An 18,425-nucleotide genomic window follows, 5' to 3' on the forward strand; every position below is an offset into this window, starting at 1 on the left:
ACTTCGAAAGTGGAGACCAATGCATCGAATCCACCGCATCACCCTCGACGACGCACTCCCCCTGCTGGCCGCCGGCCGCGCGAAGGCCGAGGAGATCGGCGTGAAGCAGACCCTCTGCGTCTGCGACGAGAGCGCGAACGTCATTGCTCTGCACCGGCTTCCCGGCGCCCGCCTCACCGGCGTCGAGATCGCCATGGCGAAGGCGTTCACCGCCGCCGGCCACGAGCGCGCCACCCACCTGTTCAACGAGGGTCCCAACGGACCCGCCCTCCCCGGCAACGAAGCGTTCGGCATCAGCCACATGCTCCCCGGGAAGTTCGCGATCTTCGTCGGCGGCTTCCCCCTCGTCTACGACGGACAGATCGTCGGCGCCGTCGGCATCAGCGGCGGCAACGGCGAGCAGGACAAGGCGGTCGGCGCCGCCATGATCGCCGAATTCGAAGCCCTGACCTCCGCGATCAACGCCTGATCGCATCCCCCGCACGACCTCCTCATCGAAAGGCATCATCATGACCGAACTGCTCGGACGCGACGAATTCCGCGCCGCACTCGAAGACGCCATCAAGGGACGCGAGGCGAAGAACGCATCGTTCAGCAAGGCGTGGGCCGAGGGCAAGCTCGAGAAGCACCACTTCGCCCGGTGGGCCGAGAACCACTACCACTACGTCGGCCCCTTCGCCGACTACCTGGCGAACATCTACTCCAACACCCCCGATCACTTCACCGACGCCAAGGACTTCACCCTCCAGAACATGTACGAGGAGGAGCTGGCCGACATCCGGCACACCGACCTGCTCATCAAGTTCGCCGAGGCGTGCGGCACCACCAAGGAGCGCGTCGAGGACCCGAACAACATGAACGCGGTCACCCGCGGACTGCAGGCCTGGTGCTACGCGGTGTCCCAGCGCGAGCACTTCGTCGTCGCCACCGCGGCCCTGGTCGTCGGTCTCGAATCCCAGGTGCCGAGCATCTACAAGAAGCAGATCGTCCCGCTCCGCGAGGTGTACGGCTTCACCGAGGACGAGATCGAGTTCTTCGACCTGCACATCACCTCGGACGTGGTGCACGGTGAGCGCGGCTACCAGATCGTCCTGGACTGCGCCGACACCCCGCAGCTGCAGCAGCGCTGCCTGCAGCTCGTCCGCTGGGGAGCGGAGATGCGTTTCTCGTACACGAAGGGTCTGTACGACACGTACGTCGCCCCCGATCTGGAGCTGGCGTCCGCCTGATCCGATGCGCGGGAGCGGAAGTCGCTCGCGGCTTCCGCTCCCGGTCTCGCACACGAGCGAAGGAGAAGCATGTCCACCGAAATCATGGGCAGCGGGACCGCCGGCGCCGACGCCACCGCGGAGTCCCCGACCTGGGTCGCCGTCGCCACGGTGAAAGAGGTGACCCGCCGCCGCAAACTCCGCGTGGAGGTCGACGGCCTCGCGATCGCACTGTTCCATGCGAACGACCGCATCTACGCCTTCGCCGACCTGTGCATCCATCAGGACCGTTCGCTCGTGAAGGGCACGCTCCTGCACGGCCGGGTCATCTGCCCCGGCCACCAGTGGCGCTTCGATCTAGAGACCGGATACGAAGAGGACCAGGACCTCTGCCAGCCGGTCTATCCCGTCCTCGTGCGCGACGAGACCGTCCTCGTCGACCCCACCCCGCGTCCGGCACCGGCCGCATCCGGAAAGGAGTGCACGGCATGACCGTTCGCACCGTAGTCACAGTGGGCGCCGGCCAGGTCGCCGCTGTCGCCGCACGCACCCTGCGTCGCCGCGGCTTCGACGGACGCATCGTGTTGCTCGGCGACGAGCAGCACGCCCCCTACCAGCGTCCACCCCTGTCGAAGGAATTCCTCGCAGGCCGCGAAGGAGTCGACTCCCTCGCACTACTGACCCGGAAATGGCTCGACGCCAACGACATCGACATCCGTACCGGCGTATCGGTGCAGTGCATCGACACCGCGACCCGCACCGTCGAGTTCGACGGCGGCGAGATCGCCGCCGACGCGATCGTCCTCGCCACGGGCGGACGCCCCCGCACTCTCGCCACCACCGGTTCCCGGCCCGATCTCGTCCACTACCTGCGCACCCTCGACGACGCGACCGCCCTCGCAGCCCGTCTGACCCCGGGTTCGAGCCTCGCGATCGTCGGCGGCGGCTTCATCGGACTCGAGATCGCCGCGACCGCACGATCTCTCGGCGTGACGGTGACGGTCCTCGAACAGGCCGAGCACCTCCTCGGAGGCATCCTCGGCGAGCAGGTCGGCCGGCACTGCGCCGATCTGCACCGCCGCAACGGTGTCGACCTGCACACCGGCACGGGCGTCACCTCGGTGACCACTTCCGATCGCGGTGTGCGGATCGAGACCACCACCGGCGGGGTCGTCGAGGCCGACGCCGTGGTCGTCGGCATCGGCATCGTCCCCAACACCGACATCGCGGCGGCGAGCGGACTCGCCGTCGACGGCGGGATCGTGGTCGACGCCACCGGGCACACCTCGGTCGAGAACATCTACGCGGCAGGCGATGTCGCGAAGCGGTTCTCCCCGCGTGAAGGTCGGCACGTGCGCGTCGAACACTTCGACAACGCGAACCGCCAGGCCGCGGTGGTCGCCGACACGATCGTCGGGCGGCAGTCGCTCTCCGACGACCCGCACTGGTTCTGGTCGGACCAGTACGACTCCAACATCCAGTTCGCCGGATCGACTTCCGGAACAACCGAACTCGTCGTCCGCGGTGACACCGACAGCGGAGAGTTCTCGGTCTTCTACCTCGCCGGCGACGTTCTGACCGCGGCCTTCGCGATGGACCGCGGCGAGGACATCATGGCGGCCCGCGAACTCGTCGGCCGCAGGGTCGACGCAGCGCTGCTCGCCGACGAGGACACCGATCTGTGGGAGATGTACGAGGAGGTCGAGCCCGCATGACGATCACCGGACTGAACCACATCGACGGCAACTGGGTACCGGCCGCCTCCGGCGCGGTCTTCGAACGCCGCAACCCCGCCGACGAGACCGACCTGATCGGCACCTTCCCGGACTCCGACGCCATCGACGTCCGCAACGCCGTCGACGCGCTCGACAAGGCCGCACCCGAATGGGCCGCCACCCCGCCCGAGCGTCGCGCCGCGATCCTCGAGGCAGCTGCCGACCATCTCGCCGCACGCTCGGCCGAACTCGTCGACGAACTCATCCGCGAAGAGGGCAAGACCCGCGCCGAGGCGTCGATGGAGGTGAGCCGCACCCCCATGAACCTGCGCTTCTACGCAGGCGAGGCACTGCGCGCCACCGGTGCGACCTTCCCGGCACCGGGCTCCACGACCATCTACACCGTGCGCGAACCGATCGGGATCGTCGGTGCGATCACGCCGTGGAACTTCCCGCTCAACATCCCCTCCCGCAAGCTCGGGCCCGCGCTCGCCGCCGGCAACACGGTGCTGTTCAAGCCGTCCGAGATCACCCCGCTGATGGGACAGCGACTCGTCGAGGCCCTGCTCGCCGGCGGTCTGCCCGCCGGCGCGATCGCGCTGGTCCAGGGCGACGGCAAGGCCGGTGCGGCGGTGTCCGGCGACGAGCGGATCGCCGCGGTGACCTTCACCGGGTCCACCGAGGTCGGACGCGCCATCCACCGCAGCGTCGGCCCCGACCGGCGCGTACAGCTGGAGATGGGCGGCAAGAACCCCGTCGTCGTCCTGGACGACGCCGACCTCGACGCGGCGGCCGCACTGATCGTCAAGGGCGCCTTCGGATTGTCGGGTCAGGCGTGCACCGGCACCAGCCGGGTCGTCGCCGTCGACGCGATCCACGACGAACTGCTCGAGAAGGTCGCCGAACGCACCCGCGCCCTGCGGGTGGGACCGGGTTCGGGTGCCGCCGTCGATGTCGGCCCGCTCGCGAGTCGCGGTCAGCTCGACAAGTTCCTCGAGTACGTCACCATCGGCACGGACGAAGGCGCACGGCTCGTGTGCGGCGGCGTGCGGTGCGAGGACGACGCGCTGCGAGACGGATTCTTCGTGCGGCCCACGATCTTCGCGGACACCGCCCCGGGGATGCGCCTGCTCACCGACGAGATCTTCGGCCCGGTCCTGGCTTTCCAGCGCGCCGGCTCCTTCGACGAGGCACTCGCCCTGGCGAACGACACCGCCTTCGGGCTCAGCGCCTCCGTCGTGACCCGGAGTCTCTCCGCCGCACAGCGTTTCATCGCCGGGTCGCGGACCGGGCTCGTGAAGGTCAACCAGCCCACCACGGGAATGGCCATGAACGCGCCGTTCGGCGGTTACAAGCAGTCGAGCACGCAGACCTTCAAGGAACAGGCCGGCCCCACGCTCATGCAGTTCTACCAGTCCGAGAAGACCGTCTACCTGTCCCCCGACGCCTGACCGGCGACACCGACCCTCGACAAGCCTGGAGGAAAGACCATGGAGTTCAAGCGAGTGGCCCGATCCGGGCAGGTGCCCGAAGGCATCGTCCGCCGGTTCTACGCCGAGGACTACGAGTTCGCCATCTCCCGACTGGACGGCAAGGCGTACGCGACGTCCAACTACTGCTCACACCTCGACTGCCTGCTGTCGTCCGGCAAGCTCGTCCAGGACGGCATCGGATGCTCCTGCCACGGAAGCGCATTCGACCTCGAGACCGGTGAGCCGATCTGCCCGCCGGCCACCGAGCCCATCAAGACCTATCCGTGCGAGGAACGCGACGGCGAGATCTTCGTCGGGATCGACCCCGCCGAGCCGCCGGAAGGACCCCGTCGACGTCGGATGCGGTCGGCATGACGCGGCGCGCGACACGACCGGCGACGCTCGCGACCGGAGGCATGGTCGCGTCGAGTCATCCGCTCGCGAGCCTCGCCGGGGTCCGCGTCCTCGAAGACGGTGGCAACGCCGTCGACGCGGCCCTGGCGATGGCAGCGGTCACGTGGCTGACCCTGCCCGGGCAGTGCGGCATCGGCGGCGACGCGTTCGCCGTGGTCCGCGAGCCCGACGGGTCGGTGTGGACCGTCAACGGCAGTGGTTACGGACCCGACGGCGGCACACCGGATTTCTACCGGGAACGGGGACTCGACGCGATCCCCCTCGACGGGGCGCTCGCCGTCGCCGTCCCCGGCGCGCCCGCCGCGCTGGCCGCACTGCACCGGCGGGGAGCGAGCAGGTCGCTGCCCGAACTGTGGGCACCGGCCGGCCGGATCGCCGAGAGCGGTCTGCCGTGTTCGGCGAAGACCCGGACCGATGTACAGACCGCCCTGCATGCGATCCGCGGCGACACCGGACTCGCCTCGGTGTACACACCGGGCGACCGGGTCCCGCGCCTCGGCGACGTGCTTCCCCAGCCCGACCTGGCCCGCACGATCCGTGCCCTGGCCGAGGATCCGGGATCGTTCTACACCGGCACGCTCGCCGAACGCTGCGTGGCTGCGCTGCAGGGGGGCGGAGCACCGTTCAGCGGTGACGAATGGCGGGCCGGGGCGTCGGTGGACGCGGAGGCGGCGCTCACCGGCAGCTATGCGGGGCACGTCCTGCACCAGACCCCGCTCCCGACACCGGGATGGATGGTGCTGCACCAGGCCGCCCTGTGCGACGACGCGCTCGGGACCCACCCCGTGCTCGGTACGGCGTCGATCGACCGCATGGCCCGCGCGGCCACCGTCGCCTTCGAAGACAGGCTCCGCTGGTGCTCGTCGGACAACGACGGGGTCCCACGGGTGCTCGATCCCGCGAACATCGCAGCGGGTCGCGCACGGATCGACGGGCGTGCACCGGCCGAGGCGTTCACCGTCTCCGCCGGGGACACGACATCGTTCGTCGCCGTGGACGCCGAGGGGCGGGCGGTGTCGTTCATCCATTCGCTGGCGTTCACCTTCGGAGCGAAGCTCACGGTGCCCGGGACGGGCATCGTGCTCAACAACCGGCTCGGTCGCGGTGCCTACCTGATCGACGGCCATCCGAACGAGGTGGCGCCGCGCCGCAAGCCCCTGCACACGCTCAACGCGTGGATCGTCACCGATTCGGCGGGCGAGCTGCGGCATGTGGGCAACACGCCCGGCGGCGACGGGCAGGTGCAGTGGAACATGCAGCTGCTGTCGCACCTGCTCGACCACGGTCTCGACCCCCAGGAAGCCGTCTCGGCGCCGCGCTTCACCGTCTTCCCGGGATCGGACGCCGATGTGCTCGGCGAACCGACCGCGTTGCGGATCGAAGGCGACGTCGCCGACGGCGTGTGCGACGAACTGCGCGAACTCGGCCACCGGGTGGAAGTCCTCGAACCGCTGGGTGCCGAGGGCAGCGCGCAGGTGATCTCGATCGACGACCGCGGAGTGCTCTCCGGCGGCAGCGATCCACGACAGGAGGGGGTGGCTCTGGGTGTCCTCTGATACTGCAGCTGCTGTTGCACCGCGTCCGCAGGGTCGGTACGTCCCGGCCGTGCTGGCCGGCGACACCGTCCGCACAGCGGGCATGACACCGCGTCGAGACGGCGAACTGATCCTCACCGGACGGGTCGGTGCGGAGGTCACCGTCGAACAGGCCCGGGCCGCCGCGGTCGTCGCGGTGGGCAACGCGCTGGCGGCGATCCGCGCGACGCTGCCGGAGGGCACGTCGTTCCGGCCGGTCGAGATGGTCGTCTACGTCGCGAGCGCGCCCGGTTTCGTCGATCTGTCGGTGGTCGCGGACGGCGCGTCGGACGTGATCGAACGCGAACTCGGTGTGGACGCGCTACCGGCCCGCACCGCCGTCGGCGTCCACACCCTGCCCGGTGGGGCACCGCTCGAGATCGCGCTGACCGCCGTCCGCGGATAGACGGAGGTCCACAACCGAGAAACGAGGCTCACAACCCCGGTGGTCGACCATCAGGGTTGTGAGCCTCATCTGTGGGTTGTGAACCTCGGGGACGAACGCTCAGCTCCTCGCGCCGATGTCCTCGAGTTCGGCTGCAAGATCGACACTCTCGGACGGTCGCTGCCACCGATACACTCCGCCACCCTGGGCGTAGGAGAGATGGCCACCGAGGGCACCACCGACACCGACGGCGCCGAGACCGATCAAAGTCCATATCGTTCCCGCCCGGTCGTGACGGGCACGTCGCGCGCGATAGGACGTCGCCATGCAGATCACCCCGATCGCGTTGGACACGGCGTGCACCGCGCCGACCCTGCGCTGAGGGGCATCCTCCAGGGTGGAGAAGTCGGTGTATCCGGTGACGATCGTCGGGACGGCCGCGCCCAGTCCCAACGCGACGAGTCGCCGGGACGCGGTGCGCTGCCCGGGCAGCGCGTCCAACGCCGCCGCGGACACCCACGACCCGATCGGGACGGTGACGAGGAGCGGATGGACGGGATGTCCGAGCCAGGAACCTCGGAGCAGGTCGTCGACGACGGAGCCGTCGAGGACTCGCCGTATGCGCTGCGCGATGCGCTCGGCGGGCCGATCCACAGCGTCGAAGGATTCGACGGCGCGCAGGAGTTCGTGCAGGTTCATGATGAGGCGATACCCGTCGGCAGCAGATACGAACCGCCGGGTGACCGCGATGCGACGGCACCCTTCGATTGCCGGCCATGACGAGGGTGGCATTCGTATTTCTGTCGTATCCCGAGGGCACCATGTGGCCGTGACCGAAAAGACCGTCGGGCTTCCCGAGGACTATCCGCAATTCCTGGACGAACTCAAAGCACAGGTTCGTCGAGCGCGTCTACGGGCTACACGCGCCGCGAATACCGAACTGCTGATCCTGTATTGGACGCTCGGGCACTCCCTTCTCGAGCGTCAACGTGTACACGGCTGGGGATCGAAGGTCGTCGACCAACTGGCCAGGGACCTGCGCTCCGAGTTTCCACACATGCGCGGTCTCTCACGCCGCAATCTCTTCTACATGCGGTCCTTCGCGGACGCCTGGCCCCAGGAAATAGTGCAACAGCCTGTTGCACAATTGCCATGGGGACATGTGACGGTACTTCTGGACAAGCTCGACAACCGAGAGCTTCGCGACTGGTACGCCGCGCGCGCAGCAGAACACGGGTGGTCGCGTCACGTTCTGACCCATCAGATCGCCGGGCAGTTACATCGCCGTGTAGGTGCCGCGCCGTCGAATTTTCCGGACCAACTTCTTCCACAGGACTCCGACCTCGCACAGCAACTCGTCCGCGACCCGTACATCTTCGATTTCCTCGATCTCGACGAGCGGGCCGCGGAACGAGAACTCGAAGCGGCACTGATGACACGCCTCGAACAGGTACTCCTCGAACTGGGGCACGGGTTCGCGTTCGTCGGCCGCCAGTACCACTTCACCGTCGACCACGACGACTTCTACATCGACCTGCTCTTCTTCAACTGGATTCAGTCGCGCTTCGTGGTGGTCGAGCTCAAGATCGGCCGGTTCGAGCCCGAATACGCCGGCAAACTCGGTTTCTACGTCTCCTGGGTGGACGCAAACCTGCGAGTCGCGGATCGGCACGCACCGACCATCGGGATCCTGCTGTGCGCGGGGCGCAACGACAACGTCGTGCGCTATTCGCTCGCGGGCACGACCGCTCCCTTGGCGGTTGCGAACTACACCTACGACACCCTGCCCGAACCCATCCGCGAACTCGTGCCTACCGACAGCGAACTCGCCGACGCGGTCGATGCGACCTGGGACGAACTCACGACGGACCGCGCCGACGGAGACACCGCGCAGAGCTGACATCGCTCGTCGGCAACACCAGGGGCCCGGGACTACTTCTCGTCGAGCGGTTTCGCTCCCAGCACGTCCTTGAGCAGCTCGATCGCGACTTCCTCCGGATCGCGGCGCGTCGACGGGTCGCCGGGCGTGGCGGCCTCGGCGAACATCTCCTCGACGTCCGCCTCCGTCATCTGCGACGGGTCGGGCGGCGGGGCGTCGTAGCCGGGGCCCGGATCGTCGGGAAGATCGGGGGCCTCGGGCGGCGGGATGTCGTCGACGCTCTCCGCGGACGGGCGTGTGAACGTCGGGGCAGCCGACGGTGCGGCTGCCGGTCGCTGCGGCGCAGCGGGGGCTTCGACGGGTGCGGGTGGCGTGGCATTCTTCGCCTGGCTCGGCCGGGAGAAACGCGGTTGACCCGCCGGACGCGAATTCTTCTCGGGCGCCGGGGTTCTGACAGGTGCCTCCGCAGCAGCGGACCCGTGGACGCAGGTGACCTCGAACTCTCCACCGAAGACCGCCTTCAGCGCATCGGCGATGACCGTGGCATTGCGCGCGTCGGCGAGTCGCTTCGCGAGCGGAGCGGAGTCGTGCACGAGCACGACCCGGGTGCCGTCGACCGACCGCACGGTGGCGCCCGAGAGCATCACCTCGACGGTGCGGCTGCGTTCGCGGACCTTCGCACGGACCTCCGACCACACACCCCGCATCTGGGCCGCGTCGGGACCGCCTGTCGCGCGGGCGGGTTCGGGCTCGGGTTCGGGAGTGGCCGGTTCCTGGGGCGCGGGCGGCGGAACCTCCTGCGCGACAACCTCGTCGGGCGCGCTCTGCGGCTGCGGCACCTCCGGGACGGCGGGAGGTTGCGTTGCTGCGGGAGGCGGTGTCGGGGCCGGTGCCGGCTGGGCCGGTTCGGGCTGCACCGGCGCCTGCTGGGCAGGGGGTTGCTGGACAGGGGCCTGCTGAGCAGGCACTTCCGGCTGCGGCTGAGCAGTCTCGCGAGGCTGAGCAGTCTCGTTGGACGGTGCGGCAGGCGCCGCCTCCGCTGCGCGGCGCTGGGAGGGACGCTGGAAACGTGCCGCGGGTTCGTCGGGCGAGATGGGCGGCGCGGCGGGTGCCGCTACCGGCTTCGGCGCGGCACCTCCCGCCGGGGCTGCGACGATGCCCTGCTCGAGTCGTTCGAGGCGCTGCAGGACAGCGGTTTCCGCGTCGGACGCCGCGGGGAGCAGCATGCGCGCGCACATCACCTCGAGCAGCAGACGCGGCGACGTCGCCCCGCGCATCTCACCGAGCCCGGCGTGCACGATCTCGGCGTAGCGGGTGAGGGTGGCCGGGCCCAGGCGGGTCGCTTCGTCGCGCATCCGCTCGAGGACGTCGCCGGGTGCGTCGACGAGTCCGCGCTCGGCGGCGTCGGGGACGGACTTCATGAGGATGAGGTCGCGGAGGCGTTCGAGGAGGTCGACGGCGAAGCGACGCGGGTCGTGCCCGGCGTCCATGACCTTCTCGACGGTGCCGAACAGCGCCGCGCCGTCGCCGGCCGCGAGCGAATCGACGGCCTCGTCGATGAGCGCGACATCGGTGACGCCGAGCAGCGACAGAGCGCGTTCGTAGGTGACGCCCTCGGGGCCGGCACCGGCGAGGAGTTGGTCCATCACCGACAGCGAGTCGCGGGGGGATCCACCGCCGGCACGGATGACCAGCGGATAGACCGCGTCCTCGACCGGCACGTTCTCCTGGCCGCAGATCTGCTCGAGCAGACCCCGCATCGCCGTGGGAGCGAGGAGCCGGAAGGGATAGTGGTGCGTGCGCGACCGGATGGTGGGCAGCACCTTCTCGGGCTCGGTGGTCGCGAAGACGAAGATGAGGTGCTCCGGCGGCTCCTCCACGATCTTGAGCAGGGCGTTGAAGCCCTGCGTGGTGACCATGTGCGCCTCGTCGATGATGAAGATGCGGTAGCGCGACTCGGCCGGAGCGTAGAACGCGCGGTCGCGGAGTTCGCGGGTGTCGTCGACACCGCCGTGGCTCGCGGCATCGAGTTCGGTGACGTCGAGGTTGCCTCCACCGCCCGGGCCGAGCGACACGCACGACCGGCACGTTCCACACGGCGTGGACGTGGGGCCGGTCTCGCAGTTGAGCGAGCGGGCGAGAATTCGGGCCGAGGACGTCTTGCCGCATCCACGAGGACCCGAGAACAGGTAGGCGTGGTTGATGCGGCCCGTGTCGAGCGCCGTGCTGAGGGGCACGGTGACGTGCTCCTGCCCCACCACCTCCGCGAAGGTCGCAGGTCGATACTTCCGGTACAGAGCCACGCGCCGAGCGTACCGGCGGCTCCCGACATGCACGGAGGTCGGTCCGTCGACATTTGTGGCCGAGACCACTCTTGCGTTAACGATATATCGAGATCTATCGTGATCGTATCGACAAAGAAGGAGACGCACAGATGCGAACCCACGAACATCCCCGCGGCCGTCGCCGCGCCATGCACGATCGAAATCTCCCCGGTGGCCCGTTCCGTGCCGACGGACCCCGCCGTCGCGGACACCATCCGCACGACGACGAACCCGGCTTCCGCCCGCACCGCGATGGCGGCGGACGGGGACGCGGAGGCCCGCGAGGAGGACGACGCGGCCGAGCACAACGAGGCGACGTCCGCGCGGCAGTCCTGCGCCTGCTCGGCACCGAGCCGATGCACGGCTACCAGCTCATGGAAGCGATCGCAGAACGGACGGGCGGCGCCTGGCGCCCCAGCCCCGGCGCGATCTATCCGACGATCTCCCAGCTCGAGGACGAAGGACTCGTCACGGTCGAGAAGGAGGGCGGACGCAAGCTCGTCTCACTGACGGATGCGGGCCGCACGTACATCGACGATCCGGGGAACGAACTCATCGACCCCTTCGCCGGTCACGATCCCGATTCCGACGCCCCGGACCTGCGACTCGCACTGCGCGAACTGCAGGTCGCGACTCGGTCGGTCGCCATGAGCGGTTCCGACGCCGAGGTCGCCGCGGCACACGCGGTCCTCATCGAAGCCAAGAAATCCCTCTACCGGATTCTCGCCGGCGACCTCGACACGTCCGATCAGGAGTGAGGGCTCAGCCGCGGGCGAAGAGACGGATGCGCTGCTCGCGGCTGCGCTCGAGATGAGCACGCATGTGCTCGCGGGCCGCGGACTCGTTCCGCGCCCGCAACGCGTCGAGGATCTGCGCGTGCTCCCGGTTGAGCAGATCGGGCTCGCCGTAGTTGGACGGCGGCCCGGAGTCGTAGATCCGCAGCTGAGTGGTCAGCCGCACGAGCAACGCCATGATCGTCGAGTTGTGCGCGGCCTGCCACAACGCCTCGTGGAACCGGAAATTCCCGATGCGCACCGCGGCGTCGTCGGTGGCGGAGCAGCACGAATCGTGCAGCCGCTCGAGCCGGGCCATGTCGAGATCAGTGTGCCGGATCGCCGCGGCGCCGGCCGCCTCGGATTCGAGCGCGACGCGCGCCGCATAGATCTCGATGACGTCCTCGGGGGTGCCCGAACGCACCCGGAAGCCGCGACTCGCCCGCTCGAGCAGACCGTCGTGCGCGAGCCAGTTGAGCGCCTCACGGATCGGGGTGCGTGACGCCCCGTAGGTCTCGCTGAGCTGGGTCTCGTGCAGAGCGGCGCCGCGCGGGAACTTCCCCGCGAGGATGTCCGAGCGCAGGCGCAGGTACTGCTTGGAGGTCTGGTCGTCGCGCCCGGTGGGCGATTCGACGAGAAGAGAGCTCTCCAGCTCGGCCGTCGCGTCCTGCTCGGTCATCTACACCCTCCGTAGGCGTGCCGTTCACGTGCGCCGATTATGCCACCGTCAACGTACGAATACTTGCGTATACGTTATTCGTCGTTTAGCGTCGCTCCTCGAACACGACGAGAGGACCCAACGCGTGACCGAGGCGGCATTCCGGGACGAACAGGTGCTGATCAGCGCCGAAGAGCTCTCGAGCGACCCCGGCGCCCACACGGTCCTGCACGCCACGGTCACCTTTCCGAAGCCCCGTTTCGACGGCGACTACCGACCGGAATCCGGCTACGCGACCTGGCGCGCCGCGCACATCCCGGGATCCGTGCACGCCGACCTACTCGGCGGATTCAGCGCCCCCGACACCGACCTGCACTTCTCCCGCCCCACCCCCGACGCCCTCGCGGCGGCCCTGGCCGAACTCGGCGTGGCCCCCGAGACCGACCTCGTGATCTACGACGACGGCGGCATGACCTGGGCGTCCCGGCTGTGGTGGATGCTGCGCAACATCGGTGTCTCCGCCCGCGTCCTCGACGGCGGCTTCGCCCGCTGGACCGCGCTCGACCTACCCGTGGAGACCGGTGACGCCGCCGAGCGCCGCGCCACCACATCCCGGACCGGGTTGCCCGACCACGGCCTGTGGCGCGATCGCGACGACGTGCTCGCCGTGGTGTCCGGCGATGCACCGGGCACCCTCGTCTGCGCGCTCGACGCCGAGCAGTTCGCAGGCACCGCCACCACTCGTTACGCGCGCCGCGGGCACATCAGCGGGAGCCGGAACCTACCGGCCAAGAGCCTGCTCGCCGACGGCGTCCTGCGGAGCACCGAGCGGATCGCCGAGTCGGCCGACCAAGCCCTCGCCGATACCTCCCGGCCTCTGATCCTCTACTGCGGCGGCGGCGTCTCGGCGTGCCTGGTGGCGCTCGCACTGGTCCGGACGGGCCACGACGACATCGCCGTCTACGACGGATCCCTCGAGGAGTGGACGGCCGACCCCGCACTCCCCATGCGGACACTCGGAGAAGGGAAGGGCGACGCATGATGCGATGTCCGCGATCCTGACCCGTTTCGTCCCCTCCCCTCCTTCCCGACAGGATCTTCCGTGACCACGACCCCCACCGTCGACGATCTCGCCGTCACCCTCGACGCCCTGCGCGCGCAGACGCCGCTGGTGCACTCGCTGACCAACATCGTCTCGGCCAACTTCCTCACCAACGTGCTGCTCGCCGCGGGCGCCAGCAACGCGCACATCGACAACGCCCACGAGGCAGGTGATTTCGCGCGCATCGCCGGTGGAGTGCTCGTCAACCTCGGCACCCCCTTCGACGAGACCTCGGTGGCCTTCACCCGCGCGGCCGAGGCCGCGCACGACGCCGGCACCCCGTGGGTCCTCGACCCCGTGGGAGTGGGCGGACTGGCGTGGCGCACCTCGCTCGCCGCCGACCTGCTGAAGTTCCGTCCCACCGCGATCCGCGGCAACGCCTCCGAGATCATCGCGCTGGCCGGTCTGGGTGGTGACACGCGCGGCGTCGACAGCGCCGACGAGGCCGCAGCCGCCGTGCCCGCGGCGCTCGCGCTGCTCGACCGCGCCGACGCCGTATCGGCCTCCGGTCCCGTCGACTACCTCGTCGGACGCAACCGCGACGGCGGGATCGTCGGACTGCGCATCGCCGGTGGCAGCGCGATGCTGCCGCGCGTGACCTCCACCGGATGCTCCCTCGGCGGACTCGTCGCGGCCTATCTCGCGGTTGCGGAGACCCCTCTCGTCGGCCTCGCGGCGGCCCACGCGCACGTCGCCGTGGCGTCCGAGATCGCCGAGGAGAACTCCACCGGCCCCGGTTCGTTCGCCGTCGCCTATCTCGACGCCCTGTTCGCCGTGGACGCCGACATGCTGCGCGCCCGCGCCCGCGTCGAACCGTTCGAACTCCCCTCGAAGGACACGAAGTAATGCCCATCAAGACCTTCTGGTATCTCACCCAGGCCGACGGCGACTACCCCTGGAGCCCCGGCGGGTTGTACCCGGTGGACGGGCAGCGGCAGATCGAGCTCGCGAAGACCATCGACGACGGCGGCTTCGAAGGTGCGCTCGTCGCGACCTGGCCGAACGACCCCTTCATCTCGGCGACCTGGGCTGCGGCGCACACCAGCCGGATGAAGTTCCTCGTCGCGATCTACGCGAACATGACGCCCGCGCGACTGCTCGCCGAGAAGGCCCTCACCTTCGACGCGTTCAGCGGTGGTCGCCTGATGATCAACTCGGTCAACGGCCGGGAGAACATCCTCACCAAGTACGACATGAACGTCGAGCACGACCGCCGGTACGAGCTCGGCGAGAAGTACTGGGCGGAGTTCCGGCGTATCTATGCCGAGGGCACCGCGTCGAACTTCCCGAACACCCCGCTGCGCATCGATGCTCCTGCGGACCACTCGGTGCCGCTGTGGGGAACGGGCGACTCCCCCGCCGGTCTGCAGAACGCCGGCAAGGTGCTCGACGCCTACCTGATCATGCTGCGCGAGACCTCGTTCGTCGCGGAGAAGTTCACCGCCGCACGCGAATCCGCTGCAGCAGAGGGTCGCGAGTACACCGACTTCGGCGCCCTGTCCGGCGTCATCGTGCGTCCGAACCGGGAGGAGGCACTCGAGCGGTTCCGGTCGCTGTTCGAGAAGGCCGGCATCGAGCAGATCCAGGACGTGCTCGACAACGCGGTTCGGCGCCGCACGCACGGCAAGCAGGATCTGAAGACCTTCACCGCGCGCGACGCGCAGCGGCAGGGCTGGGTCGACACCATCAATGCCGGCAAGCTGCCCGAACCCGAGGACCTGTATCTCGGCGACGGCCTCTACGCGGGCATCACCGCGTGGTCACCGCTGGACATCTTCGCCACGGGATCGTCGGCCGTCTACTATGTCGGCGACCCGGACGAGATCACCGGCCACGTGCGCACCCTGCGCGACGCGACCGGACTGACCTCCCTCATCCTCGCCGGATGGCCGCTCATCGACGAGGCGAAGAACGTTGCCGAACATCTGATTCCGCGTTTCGACAAGCTCTGACGGTAACGCCGGCGGGATCGGTCAGGGGGTGTCGACGAGACGGAACCCCGAGCCGATCCCGTCGCGCGCGTCGATCTCGGCAAGGATCCGGTCGGCCCGCTGGTAGGCGGCGAACCTCGTGTCGGGAACCTGCCGGTCGTCGGAGACCGCGGTCTGTGGGAACCGGTAGCCCACCGACAGTCCCATCCATTCGCCCGTCTCGGCACGCACGAGCGGCCCGCCGGAGTCGCCCGGCCGCATGAGCAGCGGCGACGACATCAGGTTCCCGTCCACCCGCACATCGCCGGTCGCGCAGGCCACCGACGTGCTTCGCCCTGCCGCGCACTGTGTTCCGACCGACACCTCGCCCTCGCCGAACGCCGCGACCGATTCGAGCACGACACGCTCTCCCCGATCGTTGGGTACCGACGTGTTCGATCCCCGCACGCGGGTCTCGTCGAGCAGGACCACCGCGTAGTCGGCGATCTCGTCGGTGGGGAATCCCAGCTGATCGACCGAACCCGTACTCGCGACGTCCGTTTCGGTTCCGATCGGCCCTCGGTGCTGCTCGTCGACCTTCCAGACGGGCGACGATCCCGTCCGGTAGCAGTGCCCCGCCGTGATCGCGACGAGACGACCCGCGTCGTCGTGCCCGACCGCCGCCACGGAACACCAACCCGGTGCCGGCTCCGCGGAGAACACGATCCCGTCGCCGGGCCGGAGGACGACCCGGTCGTCTCCCCCGCCGGCCGCGGCCACGCCCCCGGTTCCCGCGGCGAAGGCGACGGCGGCGCCGCACACTGCTACGACGCGTCTCATGACTTCTTCGCTGCCTTCATCGACTTCTTGAACTCGCGCACCTCGCGCAGCGACTGCTCGTCGACGACGTCGGCGATCGACCGGCGCGCATCCTCGTGCCCGTAATCGCCGGCGGCCTCCCGCCAGCCCTCGGGTCGCACCCCCATCTGCTTGCCGAGCAACGCCAGGAAGATACGTGCCTTCTGGTCACCGTAGCCCGGCAGCTTCTTCAGCCGCCGCAGCACTTCCTTGCCGTCCGGGTCGCCGGACGTCCACAGTGCGGAAGCGTCGCCGTCGTAGTCCTCGACGATCGCCGCGCACAGCGCCTGGATCCGCTGTCCCATCGACTTGGGGAACCGGTGGACGGCCGGTTGCTGCGCGCACACCGCGACGAACTCGTCGGGGTCGGCCGACGCGATGCGGTACACGTCGAGACCGCCGAGACGGTCGGCAAGTTTCTTCGGTCCCGCGAACGCGACCTCCATCGCCACCTGCTGGTCGAGCAGCATGCCGATGAGAAGCGCCAGCGGGTTCTCGGCCAGCAGTGCGTCGGCGTCGGGATCTCCGACCAGATTCAGCGTCGATGACATGCAGACGATCATGCCCTGCACGTCAGGGGCGGCGCCACACGACCACCGCGATCACGATGCCCAGGGTGAGCGCGATCGACGTGGTCAGAGCATGCAGCCAGTGCGGGAAGAGCGTCGGTTGTGACGTTGCCGGAACGGCGGCCAGGGCGGCGAACAACGCCACGACGGCGATGACCGAGGCCGCCGCGGACCAGCCCTGGGCCAGGCGAGTGTGCCTCGCACCGCGCAACTCCGCACTGCGCAACAGGGCGTGCTCGACGACGTCCACGGCCTCGGACAGTTCCGCGTCGAGTTCGGCCAACTCGTCGGCGACCCGGCCGGCCATGAGTGCTCGCAGCTGTGTGGGTTGCGTCCACGAGTGGAACCGGTCGTCGTGGATCGATTCCTTGCGCAGCAGGGCCCGTTCCATCCGGCGCGCCTGCATGATCGCGATGTCGTCGAGGACCGTGGCCAGCCGATCGCCATCGAGCCCGTCGGGGTGGCGCAGATGCTCCATGGTCGTCCAGTAGTCGGCGGAGGCCCGTGCCCGCACCGCCACCCACGGGATGAGCCCGTAGATCATCTCGCGGGTGCCGTGCCCGACATAGTCGCTGCCGAGGGCGGTGGCCTCGAGGTCGAACAGCACCGCACCGGAGTCCTCCCGCACGGCGATGGCGGCCCCCGGCTGCACGGGCCGGTCCACCAGCGGAACCCGGTCCCACTTCCACAACACACCCCAGGACCGTGCCGCGGCGCGGGCCTCCGGTCCGATGCGCGGGCCGTCGACGAGCGAGCGGACGCGTTCGCCGCCGCTCGAGACCACCTCCACGACCATGCCCTCGGCGACCTCGCGATCGCCGACTCCCCGGTGGCGGTGGACGACGAGTTCGTGCAGGGGTCGATAGGTCGTCGGCGCGCACAACCGCCTGTTCAGTCCGGGGAAGACGTCGTTCAGGCAGGCGTCGGCGGTCAGTTCGAAGGGCGCGAGGAACTCACCGAGCACCGGGCGCAGACCGGCGCCCTCGCGGTCCTGCAGCGGGTCGCTGCGCCAGTCGACGAGCGGGGAACCGTGGTCCGACAGCGATTCCAGCGCCAGGACGAGACCGTGGCCGGGGACGTCCCACAGCGACACGCATGTCGCGGGGTGTCCCACATACGGTCTGGTCGCGTCCGGCGCCTCGCGCAGCGACCCCGTCGATGCACCGAACGAGATCTCCGGTCGTGTCGGGTCGACGACGTGCCGGAACGCGAGCAGGCACGGCGGACGCACTCCGTGGTCCGTCTCGGGCTGCTCGGCGATGCGTGCCGGCAGGAAGGGCTCCACCTTTTCGACGGGTGGGACCCGCGGTGGCGTCTCGGGCGCCGCCTCGATGTCGAGCGCCAGGAGGAACACCTTCAGCACACCGAGACACCCCGTGACAGATCCGACGGCCGATGCGCCGACTCCGGAATTCACGAGAGCGCGGTTTTCCATCACACTCACCACTTCCGAACCCGCCGCACGGTATGCGGCGACCCTGACCAGCGAGTATGTCAGGTCGGTCGGGGAAAGCAAGTCGTGGTGACGGCGGACACCGATAATGCCCCGAACAGGGCCGATCCGAGTTGTCCACCGCCCGTCCA

Annotated in this window: 19 protein-coding genes; 13 read left to right on the forward strand and 6 right to left on the reverse strand. The window is 69.2% G+C overall.

The genetic code is table 11. The features are described 5' to 3' along the window. Positions 1 to 19 precede the first annotated feature (19 nt). The 8 genes from ACWPOC_RS24035 (at position 20) to ACWPOC_RS24070 (ending at position 6,789) form a co-directional block, all read left to right on the forward strand. Positions 20 to 469, forward strand: a complete 450-nt coding sequence (locus tag ACWPOC_RS24035) for a GlcG/HbpS family heme-binding protein (protein WP_006552488.1) — start codon at positions 20 to 22, stop codon at positions 467 to 469. 40 nt (positions 470 to 509) lie between these two features. Then, a complete protein-coding gene (locus tag ACWPOC_RS24040) occupies positions 510 to 1,229 on the forward strand; it encodes a TenA family transcriptional regulator (protein ID WP_006552489.1) in 720 nt (239 codons plus the stop codon). 84 nt (positions 1,230 to 1,313) lie between these two features. Further along, complete coding sequence (locus ACWPOC_RS24045) at positions 1,314 to 1,700, forward strand: Rieske (2Fe-2S) protein (protein ID WP_455409455.1); 387 nt, start codon at positions 1,314 to 1,316, stop codon at positions 1,698 to 1,700. Beyond that, complete coding sequence (locus ACWPOC_RS24050) at positions 1,697 to 2,923, forward strand: NAD(P)/FAD-dependent oxidoreductase (protein WP_455409440.1); 1,227 nt, start codon at positions 1,697 to 1,699, stop codon at positions 2,921 to 2,923. The genes ACWPOC_RS24045 and ACWPOC_RS24050 overlap by 4 nt, the downstream gene beginning before the upstream one ends. After that, positions 2,920 to 4,374 (forward strand): aldehyde dehydrogenase family protein, encoded by a 1,455-nt coding sequence (locus ACWPOC_RS24055; RefSeq protein WP_455409441.1) that lies wholly within the window; start codon positions 2,920 to 2,922, stop codon positions 4,372 to 4,374. Before ACWPOC_RS24050 ends, ACWPOC_RS24055 begins: the two co-directional genes overlap by 4 nt. Positions 4,375 to 4,413: 39 nt before the next feature. Then, positions 4,414 to 4,770, forward strand: a complete 357-nt coding sequence (locus ACWPOC_RS24060) for a Rieske (2Fe-2S) protein (RefSeq protein ID WP_006552493.1) — start codon at positions 4,414 to 4,416, stop codon at positions 4,768 to 4,770. Then, complete coding sequence (locus ACWPOC_RS24065; RefSeq protein WP_120281162.1) at positions 4,767 to 6,365, forward strand: gamma-glutamyltransferase; 1,599 nt, start codon at positions 4,767 to 4,769, stop codon at positions 6,363 to 6,365. The genes ACWPOC_RS24060 and ACWPOC_RS24065 overlap by 4 nt, the downstream gene beginning before the upstream one ends. After that, positions 6,355 to 6,789, forward strand: a complete 435-nt coding sequence (locus ACWPOC_RS24070) for a RidA family protein (protein WP_120281161.1) — start codon at positions 6,355 to 6,357, stop codon at positions 6,787 to 6,789. Before ACWPOC_RS24065 ends, ACWPOC_RS24070 begins: the two co-directional genes overlap by 11 nt. Before the next feature lie 99 nt (positions 6,790 to 6,888). On the opposite strand, the gene ACWPOC_RS24075 is transcribed toward ACWPOC_RS24070, so the two are convergent. Continuing rightward, a complete protein-coding gene (locus tag ACWPOC_RS24075) occupies positions 6,889 to 7,467 on the reverse strand; it encodes a DUF2231 domain-containing protein (RefSeq protein ID WP_120281160.1) in 579 nt (192 codons plus the stop codon). 130 nt (positions 7,468 to 7,597) lie between these two features. Between ACWPOC_RS24075 and ACWPOC_RS24080 the strand changes: the two genes are divergently transcribed. Further along, positions 7,598 to 8,668 carry a PDDEXK nuclease domain-containing protein gene (locus tag ACWPOC_RS24080; RefSeq protein WP_455409442.1) on the forward strand — a complete coding sequence of 357 codons (1,071 nt, stop codon included), beginning with the start codon at positions 7,598 to 7,600 and terminating at the stop codon, positions 8,666 to 8,668. A 32-nt stretch (positions 8,669 to 8,700) separates the two neighbouring features. Here ACWPOC_RS24080 and ACWPOC_RS24085 read toward each other — a convergent pair whose 3' ends face one another. After that, a complete protein-coding gene (locus ACWPOC_RS24085) occupies positions 8,701 to 10,950 on the reverse strand; it encodes a DNA polymerase III subunit gamma and tau (RefSeq protein WP_159416926.1) in 2,250 nt (749 codons plus the stop codon). A gap of 131 nt (positions 10,951 to 11,081) precedes the next feature. Between ACWPOC_RS24085 and ACWPOC_RS24090 the strand changes: the two genes are divergently transcribed. After that, a complete protein-coding gene (locus tag ACWPOC_RS24090; protein ID WP_120281159.1) occupies positions 11,082 to 11,729 on the forward strand; it encodes a PadR family transcriptional regulator in 648 nt (215 codons plus the stop codon). Between the two features lie 4 nt (positions 11,730 to 11,733). Here ACWPOC_RS24090 and ACWPOC_RS24095 read toward each other — a convergent pair whose 3' ends face one another. Continuing rightward, the gene (locus ACWPOC_RS24095; protein WP_060653963.1) at positions 11,734 to 12,423 is read right to left on the reverse strand and encodes a GntR family transcriptional regulator; all 690 of its coding nucleotides are present in this window, start codon (positions 12,421 to 12,423) and stop codon (positions 11,734 to 11,736) included. 124 nt (positions 12,424 to 12,547) lie between these two features. Between ACWPOC_RS24095 and ACWPOC_RS24100 the strand changes: the two genes are divergently transcribed. Genes ACWPOC_RS24100 through ACWPOC_RS24110 form a run of 3 tightly spaced genes read left to right on the forward strand, consistent with a single transcriptional unit; the run spans position 12,548 to position 15,456 of the window. Beyond that, positions 12,548 to 13,444 (forward strand): sulfurtransferase, encoded by an 897-nt coding sequence (locus ACWPOC_RS24100; RefSeq protein WP_120281158.1) that lies wholly within the window; start codon positions 12,548 to 12,550, stop codon positions 13,442 to 13,444. Between the two features lie 60 nt (positions 13,445 to 13,504). After that, positions 13,505 to 14,350, forward strand: a complete 846-nt coding sequence (gene thiM / locus ACWPOC_RS24105) for a hydroxyethylthiazole kinase (protein WP_120281157.1) — start codon at positions 13,505 to 13,507, stop codon at positions 14,348 to 14,350. Then, positions 14,350 to 15,456 carry an LLM class flavin-dependent oxidoreductase gene (locus ACWPOC_RS24110; RefSeq protein WP_120281156.1) on the forward strand — a complete coding sequence of 369 codons (1,107 nt, stop codon included), beginning with the start codon at positions 14,350 to 14,352 and terminating at the stop codon, positions 15,454 to 15,456. The genes thiM and ACWPOC_RS24110 overlap by 1 nt, the downstream gene beginning before the upstream one ends. Positions 15,457 to 15,477: 21 nt before the next feature. On the opposite strand, the gene ACWPOC_RS24115 is transcribed toward ACWPOC_RS24110, so the two are convergent. From ACWPOC_RS24115 to ACWPOC_RS24125, 3 genes are read right to left on the reverse strand one after another with little or no spacing between them, the layout of a single operon-like run. After that, complete coding sequence (locus ACWPOC_RS24115) at positions 15,478 to 16,254, reverse strand: trypsin-like peptidase domain-containing protein (RefSeq protein WP_455409443.1); 777 nt, start codon at positions 16,252 to 16,254, stop codon at positions 15,478 to 15,480. Next, complete coding sequence (locus tag ACWPOC_RS24120) at positions 16,251 to 16,823, reverse strand: HhH-GPD-type base excision DNA repair protein (protein ID WP_120283876.1); 573 nt, start codon at positions 16,821 to 16,823, stop codon at positions 16,251 to 16,253. The genes ACWPOC_RS24115 and ACWPOC_RS24120 overlap by 4 nt, the downstream gene beginning before the upstream one ends. A gap of 22 nt (positions 16,824 to 16,845) precedes the next feature. Continuing rightward, entirely contained in the window at positions 16,846 to 18,204 is a 1,359-nt protein-coding gene (locus tag ACWPOC_RS24125; RefSeq protein ID WP_230792083.1) for a hypothetical protein, read from the reverse strand. Positions 18,205 to 18,425: the final 221 nt, after the last annotated feature.

The sequence above is a fragment of the Rhodococcus sp. 5G237 genome (assembly GCF_053764735.1).